Source organism: Bradyrhizobium sp. 35 (assembly GCF_023073215.1).
Classification (GTDB): Bacteria; Pseudomonadota; Alphaproteobacteria; order Rhizobiales; family Xanthobacteraceae; genus Bradyrhizobium; species Bradyrhizobium canariense_D.
Genome location: NZ_JADPJC010000067.1, coordinates 1 through 22,862 on the forward strand (window position 1 = coordinate 1; position 22,862 = coordinate 22,862).

20 protein-coding genes and 2 pseudogenes are annotated in these 22,862 nt (G+C 63.8%); 13 read left to right on the forward strand and 9 right to left on the reverse strand.

From position 1 onward, the window contains the following. Positions 1-520: pseudogene (locus IVB36_RS14585) on the forward strand (IS5/IS1182 family transposase); the annotation flags it as partial. A gap of 8 nt (positions 521-528) precedes the next feature. Here the strand turns inward: IVB36_RS14585 and IVB36_RS14590 are convergent. After that, a pseudogene (locus tag IVB36_RS14590) lies at positions 529-1,125 on the reverse strand (DUF1217 domain-containing protein); the annotation flags it as partial. Between the two features lie 263 nt (positions 1,126-1,388). On the opposite strand from IVB36_RS14590, the gene IVB36_RS14595 reads away from it, so the two are divergent. The 3 genes from IVB36_RS14595 (at position 1,389) to IVB36_RS14605 (ending at position 4,569) form a co-directional block, all read left to right on the forward strand. Continuing rightward, on the forward strand, positions 1,389-2,153 hold the full coding sequence (locus IVB36_RS14595; protein ID WP_247391997.1) for an AAA family ATPase: 765 nt from the start codon (positions 1,389-1,391) through the stop codon (positions 2,151-2,153). Positions 2,154-3,031: 878 nt separating this feature from the next. Further along, positions 3,032-3,613, forward strand: a complete 582-nt coding sequence (locus IVB36_RS14600) for an SRPBCC family protein (protein ID WP_018458001.1) — start codon at positions 3,032-3,034, stop codon at positions 3,611-3,613. A 2-nt stretch (positions 3,614-3,615) separates the two neighbouring features. Then, complete coding sequence (locus tag IVB36_RS14605) at positions 3,616-4,569, forward strand: cytochrome D1 domain-containing protein (protein WP_247370327.1); 954 nt, start codon at positions 3,616-3,618, stop codon at positions 4,567-4,569. A 48-nt stretch (positions 4,570-4,617) separates the two neighbouring features. On the opposite strand, the gene IVB36_RS14610 is transcribed toward IVB36_RS14605, so the two are convergent. From IVB36_RS14610 to IVB36_RS14630, 5 genes are all read right to left on the reverse strand, one after another. Then, positions 4,618-5,292, reverse strand: a complete 675-nt coding sequence (locus IVB36_RS14610) for an HAD-IA family hydrolase (RefSeq protein ID WP_247370329.1) — start codon at positions 5,290-5,292, stop codon at positions 4,618-4,620. Between the two features lie 18 nt (positions 5,293-5,310). Then, the gene (locus IVB36_RS14615; RefSeq protein ID WP_247391999.1) at positions 5,311-5,874 is read right to left on the reverse strand and encodes a DinB family protein; all 564 of its coding nucleotides are present in this window, start codon (positions 5,872-5,874) and stop codon (positions 5,311-5,313) included. Positions 5,875-5,920: 46 nt separating this feature from the next. Continuing rightward, positions 5,921-8,902 carry an excinuclease ABC subunit UvrA gene (gene uvrA, locus IVB36_RS14620; protein WP_018457997.1) on the reverse strand — a complete coding sequence of 994 codons (2,982 nt, stop codon included), beginning with the start codon at positions 8,900-8,902 and terminating at the stop codon, positions 5,921-5,923. A 282-nt stretch (positions 8,903-9,184) separates the two neighbouring features. Beyond that, positions 9,185-9,874: an outer membrane protein gene (locus IVB36_RS14625; protein ID WP_018457996.1), complete on the reverse strand. Its 690-nt coding sequence runs from the start codon at positions 9,872-9,874 to the stop codon at positions 9,185-9,187. A 230-nt stretch (positions 9,875-10,104) separates the two neighbouring features. Further along, positions 10,105-10,887, reverse strand: a complete 783-nt coding sequence (locus tag IVB36_RS14630) for an outer membrane beta-barrel protein (RefSeq protein WP_026233477.1) — start codon at positions 10,885-10,887, stop codon at positions 10,105-10,107. A 459-nt stretch (positions 10,888-11,346) separates the two neighbouring features. On the opposite strand from IVB36_RS14630, the gene IVB36_RS14635 reads away from it, so the two are divergent. Both IVB36_RS14635 and gyrA read left to right on the forward strand, forming a co-directional pair. After that, the gene (locus tag IVB36_RS14635; RefSeq protein ID WP_007590726.1) at positions 11,347-11,844 is read left to right on the forward strand and encodes a single-stranded DNA-binding protein; all 498 of its coding nucleotides are present in this window, start codon (positions 11,347-11,349) and stop codon (positions 11,842-11,844) included. 371 nt (positions 11,845-12,215) lie between these two features. Then, positions 12,216-14,960, forward strand: coding sequence for a DNA gyrase subunit A (gene gyrA / locus IVB36_RS14640; protein ID WP_085353167.1), 2,745 nt, complete (start codon positions 12,216-12,218; stop codon positions 14,958-14,960). A 105-nt stretch (positions 14,961-15,065) separates the two neighbouring features. On the opposite strand, the gene IVB36_RS14645 is transcribed toward gyrA, so the two are convergent. Both IVB36_RS14645 and IVB36_RS14650 read right to left on the reverse strand, forming a co-directional pair. Beyond that, entirely contained in the window at positions 15,066-16,919 is a 1,854-nt protein-coding gene (locus tag IVB36_RS14645; RefSeq protein WP_085353166.1) for a KUP/HAK/KT family potassium transporter, read from the reverse strand. Between the two features lie 206 nt (positions 16,920-17,125). Continuing rightward, positions 17,126-17,383: a hypothetical protein gene (locus tag IVB36_RS14650; RefSeq protein ID WP_018457991.1), complete on the reverse strand. Its 258-nt coding sequence runs from the start codon at positions 17,381-17,383 to the stop codon at positions 17,126-17,128. Positions 17,384-17,630: 247 nt separating this feature from the next. Between IVB36_RS14650 and coaD the strand changes: the two genes are divergently transcribed. The 7 genes from coaD to IVB36_RS14685 all read left to right on the forward strand — a co-directional run bounded on the left by coaD (position 17,631) and on the right by IVB36_RS14685 (position 21,536). After that, positions 17,631-18,125 (forward strand): pantetheine-phosphate adenylyltransferase, encoded by a 495-nt coding sequence (coaD, locus tag IVB36_RS14655; protein ID WP_018457990.1) that lies wholly within the window; start codon positions 17,631-17,633, stop codon positions 18,123-18,125. A gap of 41 nt (positions 18,126-18,166) precedes the next feature. Then, positions 18,167-18,730 carry a peptidylprolyl isomerase gene (locus IVB36_RS14660; protein ID WP_018457989.1) on the forward strand — a complete coding sequence of 188 codons (564 nt, stop codon included), beginning with the start codon at positions 18,167-18,169 and terminating at the stop codon, positions 18,728-18,730. Positions 18,731-18,738: 8 nt separating this feature from the next. Beyond that, positions 18,739-19,164: a hypothetical protein gene (locus IVB36_RS14665; protein WP_247370334.1), complete on the forward strand. Its 426-nt coding sequence runs from the start codon at positions 18,739-18,741 to the stop codon at positions 19,162-19,164. After that, on the forward strand, positions 19,161-19,625 hold the full coding sequence (locus tag IVB36_RS14670) for a peptidylprolyl isomerase (protein ID WP_018457987.1): 465 nt from the start codon (positions 19,161-19,163) through the stop codon (positions 19,623-19,625). Before IVB36_RS14665 ends, IVB36_RS14670 begins: the two co-directional genes overlap by 4 nt. 142 nt (positions 19,626-19,767) lie before the next feature. Further along, positions 19,768-20,841 (forward strand): tRNA preQ1(34) S-adenosylmethionine ribosyltransferase-isomerase QueA, encoded by a 1,074-nt coding sequence (gene queA / locus IVB36_RS14675; RefSeq protein WP_247370340.1) that lies wholly within the window; start codon positions 19,768-19,770, stop codon positions 20,839-20,841. 57 nt (positions 20,842-20,898) lie between these two features. Beyond that, positions 20,899-21,141 carry a type II toxin-antitoxin system VapB family antitoxin gene (locus tag IVB36_RS14680; protein ID WP_085353162.1) on the forward strand — a complete coding sequence of 81 codons (243 nt, stop codon included), beginning with the start codon at positions 20,899-20,901 and terminating at the stop codon, positions 21,139-21,141. After that, complete coding sequence (locus IVB36_RS14685; RefSeq protein ID WP_085384631.1) at positions 21,141-21,536, forward strand: type II toxin-antitoxin system VapC family toxin; 396 nt, start codon at positions 21,141-21,143, stop codon at positions 21,534-21,536. Before IVB36_RS14680 ends, IVB36_RS14685 begins: the two co-directional genes overlap by 1 nt. A 113-nt stretch (positions 21,537-21,649) precedes the next feature. Here IVB36_RS14685 and IVB36_RS14690 read toward each other — a convergent pair whose 3' ends face one another. Further along, on the reverse strand, positions 21,650-22,687 hold the full coding sequence (locus IVB36_RS14690; RefSeq protein ID WP_247392000.1) for an aspartate-semialdehyde dehydrogenase: 1,038 nt from the start codon (positions 22,685-22,687) through the stop codon (positions 21,650-21,652). Positions 22,688-22,862 lie beyond the last annotated feature (175 nt).

A 22,862-nucleotide genomic window follows, 5' to 3' on the forward strand; every position in this document is an offset into this window, starting at 1 on the left:
CAAAGGCAAGGCCTCAGCCCCTTACGAGTTCGGCGTGAAGGCCTCCATCGTCACCAACAATCGCCGAGCTCCCGGTGGCCTGTTCGTACTGCATGCCAGGTCGCTGCCCGATAATCCCTACGACGGTCATACCCTGCGGGACGTCATCGACCGCACCGAGGCGCTCACCGGCTGTCCGATCGAGCGGGCCTATGTCGACAAGGGATATCGCGGCCACGACACGCAAAATCCCCGTCGCGTCTTCATTTCGGGCCAGAAGCGCGGCGTGTTCGGCGCCATCAAGCGCGAGCTCCGGCGCCGCTCCGCCATCGAGCCCATCATCGGACATCTGAAGGCCGAAGGTCACCTTGGCCGCTGCTATCTCAAAGGCCGCGCCGGCGACGCCGCCAACGTCGTGCTCTCAGCAGTCGGCCACAACTTCCGCCGTATCCTCGCCTGGCTCAGAGAACTCTTGTGCCTCTTCCTGATCCAGCTATCGCATACGCTTGCCTGTCCGCTCCCGCTCAATTCGGCTTCTTAACGGACGACGACGTAGCTGTTGGGATCGGATGGATCGCTGCGCAAGACCTGGCTTATGGTGTCACGCGACCACTTGCTTTGATCGATCCCGTACGCCGAATAGACATAGTTGCGAAGACGGTCGTTGTTCAGGAGCTGGTCTGCACTGCTGATGTTACCGATTTCGGCGCTGTAGTAATTCGAATCGCCGGCAAGTGCATCGACGTGGCTTTTCCTGGTCGCCGTGTACAGACCAATCATCTCGTCGGTCTGGTTCTCCGATTGCGCCACCGACGTGGCACTGCCATTGAAGGAAAACGCGGCGGCGAACTCACGGTAACGCTTGTCGACCAGCTTGTTGATAAAGCTGTTTGCGTCGGAGAGGTCGCTCTCCAGCACCTTTTTCATGAAGGCCTTGGCGTAGGCCATGTCTTCCAGGCCATACGCCTTCGTTGCATAACGATAAAGGCGATAGTCTTTCATGAAGTCGTCGACGGACTTCACCTTGCCGATGTGGGCTTTGTAATAGGCGGCCTCTCGCGCTACGTCCTGTTGCTGTTCGACCCGCGTCAGGGACTGCTTGAGATTGCGCGTGATGTAGCTGTAACTGAAATACGTTGATACCATCGCGCACTCCTCGCGGCTCTTACGGTCCCGGACGTCCGTCAATCATTGCGGGGTCGCGAGGTGGGCGCGGGCCTTATGCCTGCCGACTGCCTCAGAGCTGCGTTCTCTAAGGCGATTTCGGACCGCAATCCCAGATTCCAGTTTGCCCTCGCCACGCGTGTCGGGTTTTGTTGCTGTATGTCTCTCAGATGCAGCTTTCGCGAGGGTTGCGTTCCGGATATGTTCTAGTGGCCCGATTGGACGGAATGGATCGGAAACCGGACATGAGTCGAAGAAGCAGCCGAACGATCAACCTGCCGGCGCCTTACCTGAAACGGGTTTGGCTCGACCCGTCGCAAGTTCGCGATCGCGAGGCTTATCCGTTTTGCCTGCCCATCTTTCCGGATGATTTCGATCTCAACTTCGACGCCGCCATCACGATCATCGTCGGAGAGAATGGCACCGGGAAGTCGACGATCCTCGAAGGGATCGCAGCGCTCGCCGGCTACGACGACGCCGGTGGCGGGAAGGGTTACATGCCGGTCGATCACTCCGAAGCGCGGGAGAAGATGGGTGGCCAACTCTCCAGGGCGCTGCGCGCAAGCTGGCTGCCGAAAATCACGAATGGCTGGTTTTTTCGCGCCGAGAGTTTTTTCTCGGTGGCGCGATATCTCGACAAGGCCGCACGTGATGCCGGGCAGGTCGGCCCCGATTTCCTGTCGCATTCCCACGGCGAAGGATTCCTGCGCTTCTTCGAGGAGCGCTGCCAGCGCCAGGGCATTTTCATCTTCGACGCGCCTGAATCGGCGTTGTCGCCGGCGCGCCAGATCGAATTTCTGAAGCTGCTTCGACGCATGGAGAATTCCCCCATCTGCCAGGTCATCATGGCGACCCATTCGCCGATGCTCATGGCCTATCCCAACGCACAGCTGCTCCGGCTCGGGAAATACGGCCTGGAGCCGACGACGGTGGAGACCGATCATTACCGGGTGATGCGGAAGTTCTGTGACGACCCGCGCGGGTTCGTAGAGGCGACGCTGGCGGAGTGATCGGGCGGCGTGATCGGCACTCACTGTCTCGGTCGTCATCGCGAGGAGCCCTGCGACGAAGCAATCCAGAGTCTCTCCGCGGAGGTACTCTGGATTGCTTCACTGTGCTCGCAATGAGGGAGCGAGAAGCATCGTTGTTCTCCGCCAACTCGCTTCTGAATCGTAGACACATCTTCGCCTCCTCGCGGCGCATCGCGCCCGAGCTTTGCGGTCATCACAGCCCCCAAAAATGCCGAGGGCGCAGGGAAGGCCGGGTGCCGGCTGGCACCCACGGTCCACTGTGCGAAGGTTGCGCTACAAGAGGCTGCACAGCGGCATACAGGTGAAGCCCAACACACGGCCTTCCCTGCGCAGTGGTTTTACGGCTTATGTCGTGATCTCCCCGGGGAGCGATGCACTATTGCCCCCGTCGCCTTGCGGATGGCTGACGCTGCGGCCCGGTCGGCCCGCACGCATCACCGCAAGACTTGGCGCACAGACCCCGGGCGCCAGGACCACACGATTTTGCCGTACGCAGGCTGCACCGGTCGTGTGCCCGACACTTTCGCTCACGGTTGCCCGCCCTGCGAAGCCTTCGCGCCGGTGTGGCCCACGTCCACCACGTCCCATCCCGCGTTCGTGACGATCGCGATCCGCCCCTCGGCCGGGTTGGCTCTTTATATGATAATCCGAAATGCGGATAAAGAGAAATATTTTTAAGCGCCGTGATTGACCCGCTTATTGGTGTTTTGCCCGCCGGGGCGGCAAGGGGTTGTGGGGCGCGCGGGCCCCGCCGCAACGCGGCCACGAACGGGTCTCCCCGCGGCCGCAAAATGCGCTACCATGATTCCAGCGCGCTTCAAGTCGCGCATGATCAACGACACGTATGAGGAAACGAGATGAGGGTGACGATTGGACGGCGCACGGTCCTGGCCGCGGTGCTGATTGCCGCGGGCGCGGTGGCTTTGACGGCGGCGTTTGGCCCGGTTTCGACATCGGCCTGGGCCCACGGGCCGACCCGTCAGAAGGTGCGCGAATCCATCGAGATCAACGCCGCCCCGGCCAAGGTGTGGGCCGCAATGGGCAATTTCCAGGACATGAGCTGGCTGCCACCTGTCACCAAGACCGAGGGCGAGAAGGGCAACGAGATCGGCGCGACGCGGAAGCTGACGCTGACGGGAGGCGCGACCGTCGACGAGGAGCTCTACAAGTTTGACGCCGCCGCGATGAGCTATTCCTACCGGATCACCAATGTGGACGTGAAGGTGCTGCCGGTCACCAATTATTCCTCGACATTGACGGTGACGCCGAGCGCTGACGGCAAGGGCTCGACGCTGGAATGGGCCGGCGCGTTCTATCGTGGCTTTCCCAACAACGAGCCGCCGCCGGAGCTGAGTGACGAGGCCGCGGTCAAGGCGGTGAAGGGGCTGTACCAGGCGGGCCTCGAGGCACTCAAGAAGAAGATCGAGAGCGGAAGCTGACGGTGCGGGCGCTGGTCCTGGCGGCGCTCGCCGCCAGCTTTTGCCTGGCCGGCATCGCGCATGTGTTCGCCGAAGAGGCATTCGTCACCAACCAGCTCAGCGACGATCTGATGGTCGTGGACCTCGCCACGGCGCGCAGCGTCGCGACCATCCCGATCGGCGGCAAGCCGGCCGGCGTCGCCGTCAGCGCGGACGGACGTTTTGCCTATGTCACGAGCCCGGATGCCAAAGCCGTGACGGTGGTGGACGCAGCAACGCGGCAGGTTGCGGCGCGGATCGAGGTCGGCGGCGGGCCGCTCGGCATTGCCGTCGCGCCGGATGGCCGCACCGTCTATGTCGCGGACTGGTATGCGGCGGCGGTGCGGGTGATCGACGCGGCCTCGCGCAGCGTCACGGCCAGCATTGCGGTCGGCGCCTCGCCATCGGGGCTCGCGGTAACGCCGGATGGCAAGCTGCTGCTCTCGGCCGACCGCGACGACGACAGTGTGTCGGTGGTCGACACCGCGACGCGCCAGCGCACGACGACCATCAAGGTCGGCACCCGTCCGTTCGGCGTCACCATCGATGCCGAGGGCAAGCGCGCCTACACCGCCAATGTCGGCTCCAACGACGTCTCCGTGATCGACATCGCCACTGGGGCTGAGACCGGCCGCGTGCAGGTCGGGATGCGCCCTTATGCGGTGGCGCTGGCGCAGGGCCGCGGCTTCGTCACCGATCAGTATGGCGGCACTGTCAGCGTGTTCGATCTGGTGACCTTGAAGCCGCTCAAGCGCATCAATGTCGGCGATTATCCCGAAGGCATTGCCGCGACTGCCGACGGCAAGCGCATTATCGTCGCCTGCTGGGAAAGCAACACGCTCGATATCATCGATGCGGTCGAGCTGAAGCTGATCGGCGAGGTCAAGACCGGCGACGGCCCGCGCGCGTTTGGGGCATTCTTGCGCAGGACGGAGTAGGGGCGTGTAGCCCGCGTGAGCGGAGCGACATGCGGGACGGGGCTCTCCTCATCCACCGGCGTTCCCGGATATCGCTTCGCTCATCCGGGCTACGGCACCGGGGCACAGCGTCCATACAATCTCATCCATCTGATCAAACATGTGATCCGGCGCCATCGCCCGCAGCGCCGCCGGCGCCGCATAACCCCAGCCCACCGCTCCGCAGGCAATTCCCACTGTCCGCGCCGCCTCGATGTCGCGCACTTCGTCGCCGATCGAGATGACCTTGCCCGGCTCCACGCCGGCGCGGCGGATGACCCGTCGGAACTTCGCGGGCTTGCCGAAAAGCGAGGCCGCGCAATCGAAATGGGCGAACAGCGTCGCGCAATCGCCGAGCTTCTCGCGCGCATTGGCTTCGCTGTCCGACGTCACCATCGCGAGCTGCACGCCACCCTCCGCCAGCGTCCGCAGCATTGTCTCGACCCCCGCAAACAGCGAAATCTCCGCTGCAGCCTCCGCCTTCAGTCGCCGCGCATGCCGCGCGATCGCCGGCAGCTTCCACAGCGGCACCTCGAGCCGGCTCAGAATCTCCCGCGAAGAAGCATGCCGCAGCCCCTCGATATCCTCGTCCGCGACGCGGCGGAAGCCGAAGCGATCGGCGACGTCGTTGATGGTGCGCAGGAACCACGGAAAGCTGTCGGTCAGCGTGCCGTCGAGATCAAAGATGGCGAGGGAGTAGGGCATGGAGACGAAGCTACACCGCTAGGCTTTCCACACGGTTTCCTCGGTCCATCCGAGTTGGTCGAATTCGGTGGCCCTGAGCGGCGCCTCTCCCTCGGCGAAGAACTCGTCAAGCTGAGGCGGCGCGACGCTCGTTTCGGACAGCATGGCGTGCGCTTGTCCGCGGTGATGAATTTGATGCTGGAGCAGATGCATGAGCAGTCGGTCGCGGCGTTCGGCCTGGACCCGCGTGTCGCGGTTGATCCGCACAATGCCGTTGAGAATCTCGGGCGTCAGTGCATCGCACATGGCGATCAAGCGCTTGTCGATCGCGGCTTGCGCAGGCTTCAGCGCAGCAAGGGAAAGGTGCGGCACGTCGTTCTTCCAAGCTGCCGGTCCCAACCATCCGCCCTCCAGTGCATCGACATAGAAGAGGTCGATGACATGGATGTGGTTCAGCGTGCGTTGCAGGCTCGGAAAGAAGCCGGTCCGCTCGGCTTCGAAGTCGGCCTGAGACAGCGCCGCGCAAGCGGTGAGCAGCCGGTGGTTTGCCCAAGCATTATTGTGGGCGAACGCACGATAGGTTTGCACAAGTCCGGCAGGCAAACTCAGTCTCCCTCAGACAATGTGTCGGCCGCTCCCGCGGCGTAACCTACTCGGCCGCCTCGCTCGCCGCGCGTCTCCGCTTCGGCTTCCGAGCCTTCGCCAGCACCGGCGCCAGGAACTTCCCCGTATAGCTCCGCGGCGCTTTTGCGATGTCCTCTGGCGGGCCCCAGGCGACGATCTCGCCGCCGCCATCGCCGCCTTCGGGGCCGAGGTCGATGACCCAGTCGGCGGTCTTGATCACTTCGAGATTGTGCTCGATGACGACGACCGTGTTGCCCTGCGCGACCAGCTCGTGCAGCACCTCCAACAGCTTCTTGACGTCGTGGAAATGCAACCCGGTGGTCGGCTCGTCCAGGATGTAGAGCGTGCGGCCGGTGGCGCGCTTTGACAGCTCTTTTGCGAGCTTGACGCGCTGGGCTTCGCCGCCCGAGAGCGTCGTGGCCTGCTGGCCGACATGGATGTAGTCGAGGCCGACGCGATGCAGCGTCTGGAACGTCTCGCGTACACGTGGGACCGCCTTGAAGAACTCGGCCGCTTCCTCGACGGTCATGTCGAGCACGTCGGCGATGCTCTTGCCCTTGAATAGGACCTCCAGCGTCTCGCGGTTGTAGCGCTTGCCCTTGCAGACGTCGCAGGTGACGTAGACGTCGGGCAAGAAGTGCATCTCGATCTTGATGACGCCGTCGCCCTGGCAGGCCTCGCAGCGGCCGCCCTTGACGTTGAAGGAGAACCGGCCGGGCTCGTAGCCGCGCGCTTTCGACTCGGGCAGGCCGGCGAACCATTCGCGGATCGGCGTGAAGGCACCGGTATAGGTCGCGGGGTTGGAGCGCGGCGTGCGACCGATCGGCGACTGGTCGATGTCGATGATCTTGTCGATGTGCTCGAGGCCCTCGATGCGGTCGTGCGGCGCGGCGCCTTCGCTGGCATTGTTCAGCTTGCGGGCGATCGCCTTGTAGAGCGTGTCGATCAGCAGCGTCGACTTGCCGCCGCCGGAGACGCCGGTGACGCAGGTGAACAGGCCGAGCGGAATTTCGGCCGTAACGTTCTTGAGGTTATTGCCGCGCGCGTTGACCACCTTGATGGTGCGGCGATGGTTCGGCGGGCGCCGCTCGGGCACCTCGACCTCGAGCTCGCCGGTGAGATATTTGCCCGTCAGCGAGTTGGGGTTGCGCATGATCTCGGCGGGCGTGCCTTCGGCGATGATGTTGCCGCCATGCATGCCGGCGCCGGGGCCGATGTCGAGCACGTGGTCGGCGAGCAGGATCGCGTCCTCGTCGTGCTCGACCACGATCACGGTGTTGCCGAGGTCACGAAGTCTCTTGAGCGTGTCGAGCAGGCGCGCGTTGTCGCGCTGGTGCAAGCCGATCGAGGGCTCGTCGAGCACGTAGAGCACGCCTGTCAGGCCCGAGCCGATCTGCGAAGCCAGCCGGATGCGCTGGCTCTCGCCGCCGGACAGCGTGCCGGAGGAGCGGGAGAGTGTGAGGTAGTTGAGGCCGACATCGAGCAGGAAGGTAAGGCGCTCGCGGATCTCCTTGAGGATGCGGCCGGCGATCTCGTTCTGCTGAGTGTTCAGCGCCTCCGGCACGGTCTCGAACCACGCGCCGGCGCCCTTCACCGACATCTCGGAGATGTCGCCGATATGCTTGCCGCCGATCTTGACGCAGAGCGCCTCGGGCTTGAGCCGAAAACCGTGGCACGCCTCGCAGGGTACGTCGTGGAAATACTTCGCCAGCTCCTCGCGCGCCCACTCGCTCTCGGTCTCGCGATAGCGGCGGTTGATGTTGGTGATGACGCCCTCGAACGGCTTCTTGGTGTCGTAGGAGCGGACGCCGTCCTCGTAGGAGAACTTGATCTCGTCCTCGCCGGAGCCATGGAGGATCGCGTTCTGCGTCTTCTTGGGCAGATCCTTCCATTTGGTGGTCAGCGTGAACTTGTAGTGCTTGCCGAGCGCAGTCAGCGTCTGAATGTAATAGGGCGACGAAGACTTGGCCCAGGGCGCGATCGCGCCCTTGCCAATGGCGAGCTCCTTGTCGGGAATGACGAGGTCTTCGTCGACATGCTGCTCGACGCCGAGGCCGCCGCACGCGGGACAGGCGCCATAGGGGTTGTTGAACGAGAACAGCCGGGGCTCGATCTCGGGGATGGTGAAGCCGGACACCGGGCAGGCGAACTTTTCCGAGAACAGCATGCGCTCGGGTCCGCTCTTGTCGTGGATCTTTGCGGTCTTCTTCTTCTCTTCCGCGGGTGCTGCCGCAGCCGGCGCATCCGCGAATTCGATGACGGCGAGGCCCTCGGCAAGTTTCAGCGCGGTCTCGAAACTTTCGGCGAGGCGCTGGCCGATGTCGGGGCGCACCACGATGCGATCGACGACGACGTCGATGTCGTGCGGGAATTTCTTGTCGAGAACAGGGGCTTCGGCGAGCTCGTGGAAGGCGCCGTCGATCTTGACGCGCTGAAAGCCCTTCTTGAGCCATTCGGCAAGCTCTTTGCGGTACTCGCCCTTGCGGCCGCGCACGACCGGCGCGAGCAGATAGAGGCGCGAGCCCTCGGGCAGCGCCAGCACGCGATCGACCATCTGCGAGACGATCTGGCTCTCGATCGGCAGGCCGGTGGCGGGCGAATAGGGCACGCCGACGCGCGCCCACAGCAGGCGCATGTAGTCGTAGATTTCGGTCACCGTGCCGACGGTGGAGCGCGGGTTCTTCGACGTCGTCTTCTGCTCGATCGAGATCGCCGGCGACAGGCCGTCGATCTGGTCGACGTCGGGCTTCTGCATCATCTCCAGGAACTGGCGGGCGTAGGCAGACAGCGATTCGACGTAGCGGCGCTGGCCTTCGGCGTAGATGGTGTCGAACGCGAGCGAGGATTTGCCGGAGCCCGACAGCCCCGTGAACACCACCAGCTTGTCGCGGGGAATCTCGACATCGACGTTCTTGAGATTGTGCTCGCGCGCGCCACGGATGGTAATTGCGCGCAGGTTTGATCCCACGTTCTGCTGTTGGCGCTTCGCCTTGATCACTTCATCCATCCGGGTTGCCCTCAAGGAATCCCAAAGGCGCGCGATCGCGCCAACAAAAAAGGCGCGCTTCGCCCGGAACCGGGATCGGCGCCGATGGGGTTGTCAGCGAACGTAGGAAGAACGGAGACGGATTTCCAGTGGGACTTGCGAATCGTCAACGGATTGTTGGCGCACTGGCGGCATCTGGCAGGAGCAGGGTGGAACTGCGCGGCAACGTGCCCGACAAAACAAAAAGGCCGGCACAAGGCCGGCCTTTCGTAACGCGGATGGCGTTGGGGCTAAGTACTGAACTCAGTACTTGGCGACCACCGGGCCCCCGAAGTGATAGTTCACGCCGACCTGCACGGTGTGAAACTCGAGCGTGCCGGAGGGCAGGGCGCCCGAGAAGTAGGTCTCGCCGCCGAGGCTGCGAAAGAGGTACTCGCCCTTGACCGACCACTGCGGAGCGAAGAACGCTTCGACGCCCGCACCGACGGTCCAGCCGGAGTGCCACTTGCTGTCGGAAACGGTCACGCCGAGCGCGCTGACGCTGAGCTTGTTGTCGATCCAGGCGTAACCACCGGTGCCGTAAAACAGGACGTTGTTGACGGCGTAGCCGATGCGGCCGCGCACGGTTCCCATCGCATCGGTTTTGGAGCTGAGGGTGGTGCTGACGAGGCCGAAGCCGGGGACGGCAACGGGGCCGGTGACCGACGCGCTGACATCAGCCCAGGAACCATCGGCCTCGACGCCGAGCACGACATTGCCGGTCTGCCAGTTGTAGCCGGCAGTACCGCCGACGAAGCCGCCCTTCATCTTCGGGTCGGTCGAGGAATTTTCCCAAGCGCCGCCACCGACGATACCGAGGTAGAAGCCGGTCCAGTTGTAGACCGAAGCCATGGCCACCGGGGCCTTGGTGTAGGGGCGCGCCGCGAGATCAGCGGCCGAAGCCGGGGCGGCGAGAGCGAACAAACAGGCCGAAGCCAACAAAACCTTTTTCATTTTCAACTAATCCCAGTCCCAGTTTCTGATTGTGCCTTCCACGATAGGGAGGGCATCGGACTCACTTGCCCAACTGATGCCGTACTTACACCAGTGAAGCCGCAAGTTGTGTCACTCAAAAGCAACAACGGTCGGAAAACGGAACGGTTATTGACCGATTAATATTGGAGAACTGCACAGCAAAAGGCCGGCGCAAGGCCGGCCTTCGAAGTGCGATATGTCCAGCGCGATCAGTACCTTGCGATGGCCGGACCGCCCCAGCGATAGTTCAAGCGCACCAGGCCCATGTCTACGTCCTGGCGAATCCGGTCACTGCCGAATACCGCACCCGCGGGCGTTGTGAAGCCGATCGTGCGATCGCCAAGGAAGATGTGGTCGTACTCAAAGCCCAGCGACCAGTTCGGGGCGAAGCCGAATTCCAGACCGGCCCCGACCGTGCCACCCCAGCGAGTCTCCCGGGCCGAAGCCAGCAGCGCGCCCGCGCCGGGCGTACCCGCAGCAGCGTAGATGTCGTACTTGTCACCGACGACGGCGGCGCCGCCCTTCACGTAAAGCAGCACGTTGTTCCAGGCGTAACCGACCTGACCGGTGATGAGACCGAAAGCGTCGATGCGGGAACGGTTGCGATCACCCGTCACCAAAGCGGTACCAGGGAAGAGGGTGCTCACGTTGTCGCCCCGGAAGTCAGCCCAGTTGCCCTGGCCTTCCAGACCGAACACCCAATTGGCGGACTGCCAGCGATAGCCGATCTGGCCGCCGACGGTGCCCCCTGTTGCATTGTGACAGCCTTCGCCGACGAGAACGCCGGTCGCGGGCGTGACGAAGTCCCAGCACTTGTGGCTGGAGCCACCGCCGCCGTTGATGCCGATGTAGAAGCCGCTCCAGTCGTAGATGGCGGCAACCGCCGGCGGCGGGGCTTTGGTGTAGGGACGCGCGGCCATGTCCGCCGCGCTTGCGGGAGCCGACAAGCCCATCGCCACTGCACCGATTGCACAAATAAGAAGCTTATTCATTGCCAGTCTCCCCAGGTTTCGTCCGCTTCTTATTTCCCCGAAGCGGCTGATCAGGCGCGAGGGCCCATATGAACTAAGTCCGAGGCAACCGTAGCTCTACGGAGCGGCAGAGTCCGTCTCCCAAATGCAACAAGACCGGGGCAGTGCGAGTACCCATAACTTGCTGAATGTTAAGTTCTTTCTTCCATTTTTGGGAACCTACAAAGGTTCCAATCGACGTGTGCCTTTCCGCAACACATGTGGCCGATCGATCCCACGCCTTCAGATCTGTCTTCGCCAAGAACAAATCTGGAACGAACCGGAGGTCGATGCTATATGTGGGGATAACCGGAGGGGTGACGGCCTGATCGTCGTCCGCAAGTGTTCGGCGAGCGTATAGGGTCGCCTCAACAGGCACGGCGGAACGCGGGAGCGGACCGGCCTTCTTGAATTCAGTGGCATTCGGAGCGGAGAGCGGAGATGGCGGGAAGCGTCAACAAGGTCATTCTGGTTGGAAATCTCGGCAAGGATCCTGAAATCCGCCGCACCCAGGACGGGCGGCCGATCGCCAATCTGAGCGTCGCGACCTCGGAGACGTGGCGCGACAAGGCGACTGGCGAGCGCAAGGAAAAGACCGAGTGGCACCGCGTCGTGATCTTCAATGAAGGGCTCTGCAAGGTCGCCGAACAGTATCTGAAGAAGGGCGCCAAGATTTACGTCGAGGGTGCGCTCCAGACCCGCAAATGGACCGACCAGAGCGGTGTCGAAAAGTACTCGACCGAAGTCGTGCTCCAGGGGTTCAACTCGACGTTGACGATGCTGGACGGTCGTAGCGGCGGTGGCGGAGGCGGCAGCTTCGGCGACGAGCCGGGCGGCGATTTCGGCTCCTCCGGTCCGGTCAGCAGCGCGCCGCGGCGCCCTGTTGCCGCCGGCGGCGGTGGCCGCAACAGCGACATGGACGACGATATCCCGTTCTGAGCGATTCCGCTCCAAGAACGCGGCGCCTGATGCGGACGCGCTGGCCGGATGGGCGGCGCTTCTCATCTCATGTCAGAACATCCCACTAATCGACAGGACGGGCTCGGCATTTCCGGGCCCGCTTCATGTTTGGGGTGAGCTCGGATTGCGGCTTGGCAAACGCGCCGACGCGGCAAGCTCACCGCGCGGTTTTCCACGCGTGAGCGGCGATTTTGCAAGGCCGATGCGAGTGCTGTCCGAGACACCGCTCGCAAGGGCTTAAGTTGTTGGAAAAATAGGCGGAAAAAGCGCTTCCCAGAACGCCGCGAGGGTGGTTATCAGAGGCTCGATGCGCTATATGATTCCCAGATAAAACCTCACCGGATTTCCCCTTGGCTGACGACGACGACAAGCCCGGCGACCAGCCGGCGCAACCCTCGGATATTCGCCCCGTCTCCATCTTCGAGGAGATGAAGAAGTCCTATCTCGACTACGCCATGAGCGTGATCGTGGCGCGGGCGCTGCCTGACGCCCGCGATGGCCTGAAGCCGGTGCATCGCCGCATCCTGTACTCGATGAACGAGCAGGGGCACACGCCGGACAAGAAGTACGTCAAGTCCGCCCGCGTGGTCGGTGACGTCATCGGTAAATATCATCCGCATGGCGACCAGTCGATCTACGACGCCATGGTCCGGATGGCGCAGGACTTCTCCATGCGCGTGCCGCTGATCGACGGCCAGGGCAATTTCGGCTCGGTCGACGGCGATCCCCCGGCTGCCTATCGTTATACCGAAGCCCGATTGACGAAGGCGGCGCTGGCTCTGCTGGCCGACATCGACAAGGACACGGTCGACTTCCAGCCGAACTACGACAACAACGAGACCGAACCGTCGGTCTTGCCAGCCAAGTTCCCGAACCTTCTCGTCAACGGCGCCGGCGGCATCGCGGTCGGCATGGCGACCAACATCCCGCCGCACAATCTCGGCGAGGTCATCGACGCCTGCGTCGCGCTGATCGACAACCCCGCGCTCACCATCGACGAGCTCATCAACATCGTGCCGGGACCGGACTTCCCGACCGGCGGCGTCATCCTCGGACGGCAGGGCATCCGCGCCGCCTATCACCTCGGCCGCGGCTCGGTCATGATGCGCGGCAAGGTCGCGATCGAGACCATCCGCAAGGAGCGCGAGGCGATCATCATCACCGAGATTCCCTACCAGGTGAACAAGGCGACGATGGTCGAGCGCATCGCCGAGCTGGTCAAGGAAAAGAAGATCGAGGGCATCGGCGACCTGCGCGATGAATCCGATCGCGACGGCTACCGCGTCGTCATCGAATTGAAGCGCGACGCCGTGCCGGACGTGGTGCTCAATCAGCTCTACAGGTTCACGCCGCTGCAGACGAGCTTCGGCGTCAACATGGTGGCGCTCGACAGCGGCCGTCCACGGGTCATGCACCTGAAGGACCTGCTGGCGATCTTCGTCGACTTTCGCGAGCGGGTCGTCACGCGGCGCACCAAGTTCCTGCTCGCCAAGGCCCGAGATCGCGCCCATGTTTTGGTCGGTCTCGCCATCGCAGTCGCCAATATCGACGAGATGATCCGCGTCATCCGGACCTCGCCCGACCCGACCACCGCCCGCGACACCCTGATGTCGCGCGACTGGCCGGCCCGGGACGTCGAGGACATGCTGACGCTGATCGACGATCCGCGCCACCGCATCAGCGAGAACGGCACGATCCGGCTGTCGATGGAGCAGGCGAGGGCCATTCTCGATCTGCGCCTGCAACGCCTCACCGCACTCGGCCGCGACGAAATCCGCGAGGAGCTCGACAAGCTCGCCGGCGAGATCGCCGACTATCTCGACATCCTGCGCTCGCGCGACCGCGTGCTGGGCATCATCAAGTCCGAGCTCGCCGAAGTAAAGGCCGAGTTCGCAACCCCGCGCCGCACCGTCATCATCGAGCAGGAAGGTGAGGTCGAGGACGAGGACCTGATCCAGCGCGAGGACATGGTCGTCACCGTCTCGCACGCCGGCTACGTCAAGCGCGTGCCGCTGTCGGCCTACCGGGCCCAGCGCCGCGGCGGCAAGGGCCGCGCCGGCATGCAGACCCGCGATGAGGATTTTGTCAGCCGGCTGTTCGTGGCGTCCACCCATACGCCGATGCTGTTCTTCTCCTCGCGCGGACAGGTCTACAAGATCAAAGTCTGGCGCCTGCCGATGGCCGCGCCGAATGCGCGCGGCAAGGCGCTGATCAACATCCTGCCGCTGGAGCAGGGCGAGCGCATCACCACCATCATGCCGCTGCCGGAGGACGAGTCCACCTGGGGCAATCTCGACGTGATGTTCGCCACGACAGGCGGCAACGTCCGGCGCAACAAGCTGTCCGACTTCGTCGATGTCCGCCGCTCCGGCATCATCGCGATGAAGCTCGACGACAACGAAGCGATCGTCGACGTGCAGATCTGCACCGAGCACGACGACGTGCTTTTGACCGGCGCCGGCGGCCAGTGCATCCGCTTCCCCGTGACCGACGTGCGCGTGTTCACCGGCCGCACCTCGATGGGCGTGCGCGGCATTGCGCTTGCCGAGGGCGACAAGGTGATCTCGCTGGCGATCCTGCGCCACGTCGAGACGACGTCCGATGAGCGCTCGGCGTACCTGAAGATGCGTCGTGCGGTCGCCGGCGAAGCTGCGGCCGAGGAGCCGGCGGCGGACGCCGAGGCCGAGGAGACCTCCGGCAGCTTCCAACTCGCCCAGGAGCGTTACGTCGAGATGTCAGCGCAGGAGCAGGTCGTGCTGACAGTGTCCGTCAACGGTTACGGCAAGCGGACGTCGTCCTACGAGTACCGCACCACGGGCCGCGGCGGCAAAGGCATCGTCGCCATGAGCGTCAACAACCGCAACGGCAACCTCGTTGCGTCGTTCCCCGTGGAGGATGCTGATCAAATCATGCTGGTAACCGACAAGGGCCAGCTGATCCGCTGCCCGGTCGAAGGCATCCGCGTCGCCGGCCGCTCGACCCAGGGCGTGATCGTGTTCGACACCGCGGAGGACGAACACGTCGTCTCGGTCGAGCACATCACGGAAGAGGCCGAGAGCGGAAACGGGGCGAATGGGGAGTCGAACGGGGAGTGATGCGTCACCCCGTAGCCCGGATGGAGCGCAAGCGAAATCCGGGTTCTTCATTCGGACGGCTGTCCCGGATTGAGTTGTGCTCGATCCGGATACTGCACTGACCAGCTAAATCTCCAGCTCCGTGCCGAATTCCACCACCTGCTTGGTAGGTACGCCGAAGAACGCGGCGGAGCGTTCGGCGTTGCGTTGCAGGAAGGCGAACACGGTTTCGCGCCAGACCCACATGCCCGGCACGTCCTCGCGCGGGATGATTGTCTCGCGGCCGACGTAATAGGTGATGTCGGAGAGGTCGATGCCGGGCAGCTTGCCGTGGCGGCAGGCGAAGGTCAGCCCTTCGTAAATCGTCGGGTTCTGCATGAAGCCGTAATGCAGAACGACGCGGGTAATGCCGGGAATGATCTCGATCACCTCGATGCGGTCTTCGTCGGCGATGTGAGGAAGCTCCTCGATCAGCACGGTGACCAGGACGATGCGCTCGTGCAGCACGTGGTTGTGCTTGACGAACTGGGTCAGTGCCAGCGGCACGCCGCGCGGCGCCGAGGCCAGGAACACGGCGGTGCCGGGGAGTCTGGCGCTGCACTGGTTGACCGCGGTCTCGATCAGATCCTCCTCGGGCTGGCGCAGCTTCGCGCGTGCGGCTTCGACGAGCTTCACGCCGCTGCGCCAGGTCAGCATCAGGAAGGCGACGAAGCCCGCCAGCATCAGCGGAAACCAGCCGCCCTCGAACAGCTTGATCGAATTGGCCGAGAAGAAGATCAAATCGATCACGAAGAAGAAGCCGTTCACGGCAACCACGAGCCACGGTGAATAGCCCCACTGGATCGCGACCAGGGCGGCGAGCAGCGTGGTGATCGCCATCAATAGCGACACCGCGATGCCGTAGGCGCCGGCCAGCGCCTCCGAGCTGCCGAAACTCAGCACGGCGCCGAGCGTTGCGGCGGCGAGCAGCCAGTTCACCAACGGCACGTAGATCTGGCCGATCGCGTCGCTCGTGGTGTGACGGATCTGCATGCGCGGCAGGAAGCCGAGCTGGATCGACTGCTGCGTCAACGAGAACACGCCGGAGATGATGGCTTGCGAGGCGATCACGGTCGCGACCGCCGAGAACGCGACCAGCGGATAATGCAGGGCGTCAGGGCAGAGCTGGAAGAACGGATTTTCGATCATGGTGGGATCGGTGATCAGCAGCGCGGCCTGGCCGAAATAGTTCAGCACGAGCGCAGGCAGGCAGATCGCGAACCAGGCCAGCCGGATCGGCAGGCGGCCGAAATGCCCCATGTCGGCGTACATGGCTTCGCCGCCGGTCACCGCGAGGAAGGCGGCCCCCAGGATCGCGAAGGAGACATGAAAATCCTGATGGATCAGGAAGTCGAACGCATAGAGCGGGCTGAGCGCCGCCAGCACCGCCGGCGCCTTGACGATGCCGTGGATGCCGAGCGCTGCCAGCACGAAGAACCAGGCCAGCATCACCGGTCCGAAGATGCGGCCGATGAAGCCGGTGCCCTGCTTCTGCATCATGAACAGTCCGATCAGGATGACGACGGTCACGGGCACAACCGCCGGCGCGAGCGAGGGTGCGTCGACCTTCAGACCTTCGATGGCTGAGAGCACGGAGATGGCCGGCGTGATCGCGCCGTCCCCGTACAGTAGCGCGGCGCCGACGAGGCCGACGACCAGCAAATGCGCGCGCCAGGTACCGGGTTGAGCGTTGCGGGCATGCAGCAAGGCCAGCAGCGCGACGATGCCGCCTTCGCCGCGGTTATCCGCACGCAGAATCAACAGCGCATATTTCAGTGAGATGATCAGCAACAGCGCCCAGAGGATCAGCGAGGCGACGCCCAGAACGGCATCGTTCGTCAAAGTGCCGCCGTGGGCGGCGGCCTTGGCGGCTTCCTTCAGGGCGTAGAGGGGGCTGGTGCCGATATCGCCATAGACCACCCCGAGGGCGCCCATGGTCATGGCAATCGGCAGTGGATCAGGTTGATGGCCGGAGGCGACTGCAGGCGTACTGGACAATGGCGACCCCCCGATGGGATCGCGCCCGACGGGTCATTCCGACGGGCGCGAGCATCAGGCAGTGTGCGACGGGACGTCGCAAATATCCATGGGGTATATCTTTGGGGTTTATCTTGAGAGTTAGCTGACGCGAAACTGACAGACCCCCACTACGGAGTACGGTTGGCAGTCACAAGGCGAGCCTCGCGGATGTTGGCTTTGGTGCCGGCCTGGCGGAGGCAGGACGCTTCGAAATTCGGCCAGGCCTGCTGCGAGCAGTCCTTGCCGACGGTGCGGATATCGAGCCGGTCGCTCTTGGCAAGCGGCTGCGGCACGCTCGCCTCGACGGTGGGGGCGAAGCCGGGCAGGAGCGTGAGGGTGGCAGCAACACACGCAGAAATGGCGATCGCCGAAAGAGCCTTGATCATGACAGTCCCCTGTGATGCGGCCGCTACGCCCAGTGTGCGGCCCGTCGTTCGTTGGCTGGATTAGTAACCATGGCCAGTTTCCGGACGTCTTCGCGAACGCGGGAAATGGTTTCGTTCGCGCTCCGTTTTGTGTCGTGGCCGCCCTCAGGACGAAACAATTCGGCGCATTCCGACACGCTTCTGCGGAAAAACCGCCAGGGAACTCGACCGGCTTGCCGGGCCGGGCAGGGCGCGGTAGGACGTGGCCATGCCGCGCATTGCCTTCTATCCAGGTTCCTTCGACCCCATCACCAACGGCCATCTGGACGTGGTCCGGCACAGCGTGTCGCTGTGCGACAGGCTTGTTGTCGCGATCGGGGTGCACCCCGGCAAGAAGCCTCTGTTCTCGACCGAGGAGCGGCTGAAGATGCTCCATGACGTCTGCGGGCCGGTGGCCGCCCAGGCCGGCTGCGTGCTCGAGGCCGTGACGTTTGACGATCTGTCGGTGACCTCGGCGCGCAAGCACGGTGCCACGATCATGATTCGGGGCCTGCGCGACGGCACCGACCTCGACTACGAGATGCAGCTCGCCGGCATGAACGAGGCCATGGCGCCCGAGGTGCATACGATCTTCCTGCCGGCCTCTCCCATGGTCCGCCCGATCACCGCCACTTTGGTGCGCCAGATCGCTGCCATGGGCGGGGATGTCTCGGCCTTCGTTCCGCCGCTGGTTGCGGCCCAGCTCAAGGCAAAATTCGCCTGATAACGGCGGGTTTCCTTTCTCATCTCTGATCCGGAGTTGTCATGATCCGAATTCTCGCAGTTCTTGCCGCGGTTCTGTTCGCGGTGCCGGCCTTCGCGCAAGCCTTGCCGGCCGGCCTCGACAAGGCCAACGCCATCGTCATCGACTCCACCAAGGGCCGCATCGTCATCAAGCTCCGGCCGGACCTTGCGCCCCAGCACGCCGAGCGCATCAAGCAGCTCGCGCGCGAGGGTTTTTACAACAACGTGCCGTTCCACCGCGTCATGGATGGCTTCATGGCGCAGACCGGCGACGGTCAGAACTTCAATGGCACCGGCGGCTCGAAATATCCGAACCTGAAGCAGGAATTCTCGAAGGTGCATTTTGCGCGCGGCATCGTCGGCATGGCCCGGCGCGGCGACAGCGTCGACACCGCCAATTCGCAGTTCTTCATCATGTTTGCCGACGGCGGCAGCCTCGACAACCAGTACACCGTGATCGGCGAGGTCGTGCAGGGCATGGACGTCGTCGACAAGCTGAAGAAGGCGCCTCCCGGATCGAGCGGCGGCACCGTCACCGACCCCGACAAGATGGTGAAGGTGCAGGTCGCTTCCGACATCAAGTAGGAGCGGCGATGGCGCGCTGCGGTGGCAAGCTCCTGCTGGTTGCCGCGGTGCTGCTGCTCGGCGTCCCGGGCGCGGTCGCCGAGGACGCACAGGTCAACACCATCCAGGACATCTTCCGGCATTTGCGCACCTGCTGGAAGCCGCCGCCCGCCGCCAGGGCCCGCCCGATCGACATCACCGTCGTGGTGAGCTTCAACCGGGCTGGAAACATTCTGGGCCATCCGAGGATTACCTATGAATCCGCGGAGGCTTCCGACAATGACCGGCTGCAATACCGGGTCGCGGTGATGGAGGCATTGCAACGCTGCACGCCGATGCCATTTACCGATGCGATGGCCGGCGCCGCTGCGGGGCGTCCGTTCGCGATCCAGTTTCGCAACCGCAAATCTTCACCTGACAGGACTTTACCCCCAACCCAAGAGAGACGAGCATGAGCGCCACCGAAAACACACTGATCCTCGAGACCACGCAGGGCCCCGTCACCATCGAGATGCGGCCTGATCTGGCGCCCGGCCACGTCGCGCGCATCAAGGAACTCGTGCGCGAAGGCTTCTACGACGGCATCGTGTTTCATCGCGTGATCGACGGCTTCATGGCGCAGACCGGCTGCCCCCAGGGCACCGGCACCGGCGGCTCCGGCCAGAAGCTGAAGGCCGAGTTCAACAAGGAGCCGCATGTGCGCGGCACCACCTCGATGGCGCGCGCCGCCAGCCCGGATTCCGGCGATAGCCAGTTCTTCATCTGCTTCGACGATGCCCGCTTCCTCGACAACCAGTACACGGTGTGGGGCAAGGTCACCGAGGGCATGGAGAACGTCGACAAGATCAAGCGTGGCGAGCCCGTGCAGAACCCCGACAAGATCGTCAAGGCGCGGATGGCGGCTGACGCGGCGTAGGCGTTCAACCCTCATGGTGAGGAGGCGCGTAGCGCCGTCTCGAACCATGAAGGCCGAGCTGCAGCAGCGGGGCCTTCATCCGTCGAGACGCGCGTTCCGCACCCCTCAGGATGAGGAGTGACTGTGCGGCCCTGAGTCCGAGATGCGCACCGACCTCTTCGATTTCGACCTGCCCGCCGAGCGCATCGCATTGCGCCCGGCGAGCCCGCGCGACTCCGCGAAGATGCTGGTCGTCGATCGCGGCACGCTGCGCGACCAAATCATCACCGACCTGCCGCAATGGCTGAAGCCGGGCGACCAGCTCGTCGTCAACGACACCAAGGTGATCGCGGCGCAATTAAAAGGCCGTCGCATCGGCCGCGAGACCGAGCCGAAGATCGAGGCAACGCTGATCAAGCGCCTCGACGGCTCGCGCTGGCAGGCGTTGGTGAAGCCTGCCAAGAAACTCATCGCCGGCGACCGCATCCGCTTCGGCAATGAGGGCAAGGTCTGCCTGCTCGGCCATCTCGACGCCGAGGTCGAGGCGAAGGGCGGGGAAGGCGAGGTGACGCTGTCATTTTCGTTTCACGGCCCGACGCTGGATCAAGCCATCGCCGATCTCGGCAGCCCGCCGCTGCCGCCCTACATCGCCTCGAAACGCACGCCTGATGATCAGGATCTCGCCGACTACCAGACCATGTTCGCTGTGAACGAAGGCGCCGTTGCCGCGCCGACAGCAGGCCTGCATTTCACCCCGGCGCTGGAGCAGGCGATGCACGCGCGCGGCGTCGGCATCAATCGCGTCACGCTGCATGTCGGGGCAGGGACCTTCCTGCCAGTGAAGGTGGACGACACCGAAGGCCACAAGATGCATGCCGAGTGGGGCACGCTGTCGGCCGAAACGGCGGAGCGGCTCAACACTGCGCGCAAGAACGGCGGCCGTATCATCGCGGTTGGCACCACGTCGTTGCGCCTGCTCGAAAGCGCAGCCAGCGAGGACGGCACCATTGAGCCGTTCGCCGCCGAGACGTCGATCTTCATCACCCCCGGCTATCGCTTCCGCGCCGTCGATGTTCTGCTGACCAATTTCCATTTGCCGAAGTCGACACTGTTCATGCTGGTGTCGGCGTTCTCCGGGCTGGAGGCGATGCAGCAGGCCTATGCACACGCGATCGCGACCGGCTACCGGTTCTATTCGTACGGGGATGCCTGTTTGCTGTTTCCGGCGCGGGAGTGACGCGGGCGGCGTTCTCGTGCTATATTGCTCATACGTTTTGCATGGATCGAGTGGCCGATGAACATCCGTTCCGCGAAAGTAGATGAGCTTGCCCAGCGCCTCGCCCGCCTGACGGGGGAAGACATCGAGACGGCGCTCGAACGCGCCATCGAGGAGCGCTTGTCTCGCGTGGCATCGCCGGCGGTCGATAGGAGGGCCGCCCTGACGTCGTTCTTCGAGCGAACCGCTGGCTTGCCCGTTCTCGATTCTCGGCCTGCAGACGAAATCCTCGGCTATGACCGTTTCGGGCTGCCGTCCTGATGGTGCTGGATACGTCTGCGATCGTCGCGACCGTCACCAACGAGCCAGATGGGCAGCGCTATCGGAAAGCCATGCTGGATGCTGCCAGCCTGTCGATGTCAGCAGTAGCAATCCTGGAAACCAAGATCGTTCTCTCTGCTCGCTTCGGAGCATCGGCCGTGAAGTTCTTCGACGAATTGCTGGAGACTGCCGGGATTGTCGTAGTGCCGTTCGACGCAGACATGGCGAAAGGCGCGTTCGAGGCATTTCAACGCTTCGGCAAGGGTCGGGGGACATCCGGCGCAGCTCAACATCGTCGATTGTGCGGTCTACGCTTGGCGAAAGCGCGTTCGCAACCGCTGCTCTTCAAGGGAGCCCACTTTGCTAAGACAGACATTCTCCCCGCGTTGACCTGACCGCGCTGTTTGCCATTGTAGGGTGGGCAAAGCGAAGCCTGCCGACCAACTTTCTTGATGCGAAGTGGTGGGCACGGCGCTTGCGCGCCTTTGCCCACCTTACGCATCTTCCGTTACGCCATCATCCGCTGCGGCAGGAGCTCCGCGATCTGCACCGCGTTGAGTGCAGCGCCCTTGAGCAGCTGGTCCGCCGCCACGAACATCGAGATCGAATGTCCGGAGGGGTCGCTGAGGTCCTTGCGGATGCGGCCGACCAAGACGTCGTCCTGGCCCGAGGCATCGATCGGCATCGGGAAGTAGTTCCTGGCACGGTCGTCGACGACCTTGACGCCGGGCGCTCGTGCCATGATGGCGCGGACCTGGTCCTCGCTGATCGGCTTCTCGCATTCGAAGGTGATGGCCTCGCAATGAGCCCGCAGCACCGGCACGCGCACGCAGGTGACGCCGATCGCGATCTTGTCGTCCTCGAAGATCTTGCGGGTTTCGTTGATGACCTTGGTCTCTTCGTCGTTGTAGCCGGTGTCAGGGTCGATCGCGGTGTTGTGGCTGAAGAGGTTGAAAGCGTAGGGATGCGGCATCACCTTCGGCGTATAAACCTGCCCGTTGAGATTGGCGCGGGTGGACTCGACCAGCTCGTCCATGGCGGCAGCGCCGGCGCCGGAGGCCGCCTGGTAGGTCGAGATGATCACGCGCTTGATGCGGTTGCTCTGGTGGATCGGCCACAGCGGGACCAGCGCCGTGATGGCGGCGCAGTTCGGGTTGGCGATGATGCCCTTGTGGTCGCGGATGCGGTTCGCGTTGATCTCGGGGATCACCAGCGGCACGTTCGGGTCCATGCGGAAGGCGGAGGAGTTGTCGACGACGACGGCGCCGGCCTTGACCGCGATCGGCGCGAACTTCTTGGAGATGCTGCCGCCGGCGGAGAACAGGGCGATGTCAACGCCCTCGAAGGCGCGTTCGGTCAGCTCCTCGATGATGACGTCTTGCCCACGGAACGACACCGTCTTGCCGGCCGAGCGGGCGCTCGCCAGCGCCTTGAGCTTGCCGACGCGAAAGCCGCGCTTGTCCATGGTGGCGATGAATTCGGCGCCCACCGCACCGGTGACGCCGACAATCGCGACGACGGGATCGTTACTCACTTTGTCCTCCATTGAATTGCGATCTAAACAACAAAAAAGCCCCGGACCATCATGGGCGGGGCTTCGGTAGAGTGGATTGCGTTCTAGTCGACGACTACACGCGCACGCCTCCCCGGGCCCCGAAGGCCGTGGTGGTTTTAGTCGTGCGTTTGGTGGTCGCGAACATGGCGGGAGCTTATGCGGGAGA